The organism is Streptomyces graminilatus (assembly GCF_001418565.1).
GTDB classification, from domain to species: domain Bacteria; phylum Actinomycetota; class Actinomycetes; order Streptomycetales; family Streptomycetaceae; genus Streptomyces; species Streptomyces graminilatus.
On sequence record NZ_LIQQ01000544.1, the window covers coordinates 1 to 3,166 of the forward strand.

The window sequence follows — 3,166 nt, forward strand, 5'->3', positions numbered from 1 at the left end:
GACAGCGCCACCTCGGCGCCCAGTTCTCCGTCACCGACCCCTTCGCCCTCACCCCCGGCATCTGCCTCGCCCTCTCCCACCCCGTCGGCGACCCGGCCGAAGCCGGATCCGGCCTCCGGCCCGTACGGCTCGGTCGTCGACGCCGTCGACAAGGCACCCGACCCGAACACGCGGCCCGCCGCCCTCCCGCACCGGCTTGAGGCCGGGATCACCAGCACCGGCGGCGCGCACGCCACCATGAACCACCGCGGGGACAGCGTGACGCTCACCGGCCAGGGCTATGTCCTCGTCCGCTGGCAGATCGTGCCGCAGGAACGGGCGGGCGGCCTGGTCATGCCGACCTGGACCGGGCTCAAGGGCAGGCTCTTCCACGTGGCCTCGGGCGGTGGCCGCCGGATGGACGACCGGGCCGGCGGCACCGACGGTTCCGCGACCGGCATGGGCAGCGCGGCCACCGGCTACGCCGTCCCGCCGCCCGGCACCCAGCAGATGTGGCAGAACGAGTACTTCTACGTCGACGGCAGCGTCACCCTCACCGTGAACGAACGCGGCGCCGACTACAACCTGAACGTCTTCCCGACCACCTGGGACCAGGCGGAGGCCGACGTGACCACCGGACCGCCCCAGGGCGCCCTCCGCTACGGCCTGGTCCGCGACACCGGCAAGGACGACACTCCCGTACCGCAGTACGTCACCCGGGACACCCCGGCCGACCCGGCGACCGTCGCCCAGGAGTCCCGGGTCTAGGCACTGTCAGCCCTTGCGCAGGGCGCACAGCGCGTCGATCCGGTTGGTGGTGATCGAGTCGACGCCGGCGTCCAGCAGCCGCCGCATGGCACGGACGGTGTCCGGAGTCCACACCGACATCAGGTGACCGTCCCGGTGCACCTGTGCCGTGAGCTTCCGGTCGACCAGGGTGAAGCGGTAGTTGAGCCAGCGCGGGCGCACCGCCGCGAGCAGGGCCGGGCGCGGCGGGGCGACGGACTTCCAGGTCAGGGCGATCTCGGCGGACGGGTCGGCCGCGCGCACCGCGAGCATGGCCTGGGCGTCCGCGCAGTAGTACACGCGTTCCTGCGCCCCGCACTCCCGGACCACGTCCACCACCCGCCGTACCGCCCGCTCGTCGGGCGATCCCGGCAGATCGATCATCACCCGGCTGCCCTCGGTCACGGCCAGCGCCTCCGCGAGCGTCGGCACCCCGCCCTCCGTCAGCCCGCGCACCTCGGCCGCCGACAGCGCGGACAGCGGCCGTTCCTGCTCCCACAGCCGTTTCAGCGTCGCGTCGTGCAGCAGCACTGGCACGCCGTCCCGGGTGAGCCGTACGTCGATCTCGACGGCGTCCGCGCCCTGTTCGAGCGCGGAACGCAGCGAGTCGATGGTGTTCTCACGGGCGCGGTAGGGGTCGCCGCGATGGGCCACGGCGGTCACGTTCTGCATGGGCCCATTGTGCTGGGGCGAGGGCCTGTCCGGCGGATCGGGCCACGGGGAACCAACGGCGCGGTCGCCGACGCCGGCGGATCACCCCGCGTCTGCGGGCTGATCCGCCGGACAGGCCCCAGGGGTGGCGAGGTGCCTCAGGAGGCGAGCCACGCCGAGGTGTACGCGTCGATCTCGTCGGCCAGCGCCGCCTTGCCCGCCGGGTCGAGGAAGGAGGCCTCGACGGCGTTCTTCGCGAGGTCGGCGAGACCCCACTCGTCGAGGTCGAGCAGCCGGGCGGCCACGGCGTACTCGCTGTTGAGGTCGGTGCCGAACATCGGCGGGTCGTCCGAGTTGATCGTGACGAGGACACCGGCCCGCACGAACTCCCTGAGGGGGTGCTCGTCGAGGGTGCGCACCGCGCGCGTGGCGATGTTGGAGGTCGGGCAGACCTCCAGGGCGATGCGCTGCTCGGCGAGGTGCGCGAGCAGCGCGGGGTCCTGCGCGGAACTCGTGCCGTGTCCGATGCGCTCGGCGCGCAGGTGGTTCAGCGCGTCCCAGACCGTCTCCGGCCCGGTGGTCTCGCCCGCGTGCGGCACCGACCGCAGTCCGGCGGCGATCGCCCGGTCGAAGTACGGCTTGAACTGCGGCCTCGGTACGCCGATCTCGGGCCCGCCGAGCCCGAACGAGACCAGGCCCTCCGGGCGCAGCCGGTCGTCGGTGGCGAGCCGCAGCGTCTCCTCGGCCGATTCGAGCCCGGCCTCGCCCGGGATGTCGAAGCACCAGCGCAGTACGGTCCCGAACTCGGCCTCCGCCGACTTCCGGGCGTCCTCGATCGCGTCCATGAAGGCGCGCGCGTCGATGCCACGGCGGACGGAGGAGTACGGGGTGATGGTCAGCTCGGCGTACCGGACCTGCTGCCGGGCCATGTCCCGGGCGACCTCGTAGGTCAGCAGCCGTACGTCCTCGGGAGTGCGGATGAGGTCCACGACGGACAGGTACACCTTGATGAAGTGGGCGAAGTCCGTGAACGTGAAGAAGTCGGCGAGGGCCTCGGGGTCGGTGGGGACCTGGGAGTCGGGGTGGCGCGCGGCCAACTGGGAGACGATCCGGGGGGAGGCGGAGCCCACGTGGTGGACGTGCAGTTCGGCCTTGGGCAGCCCGGCGATGAAGGCGTGCGGGTCACGGGCGCCGGACGCGGCAGGCTGGTGGCGGTCGGTCAAGGGTTCCTCCCCGGGAACGGCGCCCCGGACCGTGCGGAGGTCCGCGGGACGCGGTGATCGGCTGATCGATGACTCGGGGATCATCGTAGGCCGGGCCGACGGGGGGACGCCCGGGGATTCCCGTCCCCGGGACAGGTGCGGGTGTGGGTGCGTAGGGCGGAGGGAGGCGCCCCGTCGCCCAGAGATCGCGGGCCGTAGCATGACAGAACGCACGAACGAGGGGACCCCACGCATGTCCGACGCCGCGCAGCCGCCGCAACCACCGGAGAACACCCCCGTGGAGGGGGCGAGTTCCGAGGGCGCGGCGACCGGTGAGACCGCCAGCGAGAGCCCCGCGAACGGCACGCCGGCGCGGGTCCCGCTGGACAAGGCTCCGGCCGGGTCCGCCTCGGGCGGTACGACGGATCCCGAACCCGAGTTCAACCCCTGGGCGCCACCGGCGGACGACGCCCCTCGCCTGGGTTCCGCACCTGACGGCCCCGGCGGCACGGTGTTCTGGAACAAGGGCGGTACCACCCCGCCACCCG

1 protein-coding gene and 3 pseudogenes are annotated in these 3,166 nt (G+C 73.1%); 2 read left to right on the forward strand and 2 right to left on the reverse strand.

Annotated features, from left to right (window positions below):
- A pseudogene (locus AOK08_RS35755) lies at positions 1-747 on the forward strand (sigma-70 family RNA polymerase sigma factor); the annotation flags it as partial.
- 6 nt (positions 748-753) lie between these two features.
- On the opposite strand, the gene AOK08_RS35760 reads toward AOK08_RS35755, so the two are convergent.
- The gene (locus tag AOK08_RS35760; protein WP_055533758.1) at positions 754-1,437 is read right to left on the reverse strand and encodes a glycerophosphodiester phosphodiesterase; all 684 of its coding nucleotides are present in this window, start codon (positions 1,435-1,437) and stop codon (positions 754-756) included.
- Positions 1,438-1,574: 137 nt separating this feature from the next.
- Positions 1,575-2,757 (reverse strand): annotated as a pseudogene (locus tag AOK08_RS35765) (adenosine deaminase).
- A 114-nt stretch (positions 2,758-2,871) separates the two neighbouring features.
- Here AOK08_RS35765 and AOK08_RS35770 point away from each other — a divergent pair.
- Positions 2,872-3,166, forward strand: a pseudogene (locus AOK08_RS35770) (hypothetical protein); the annotation flags it as partial.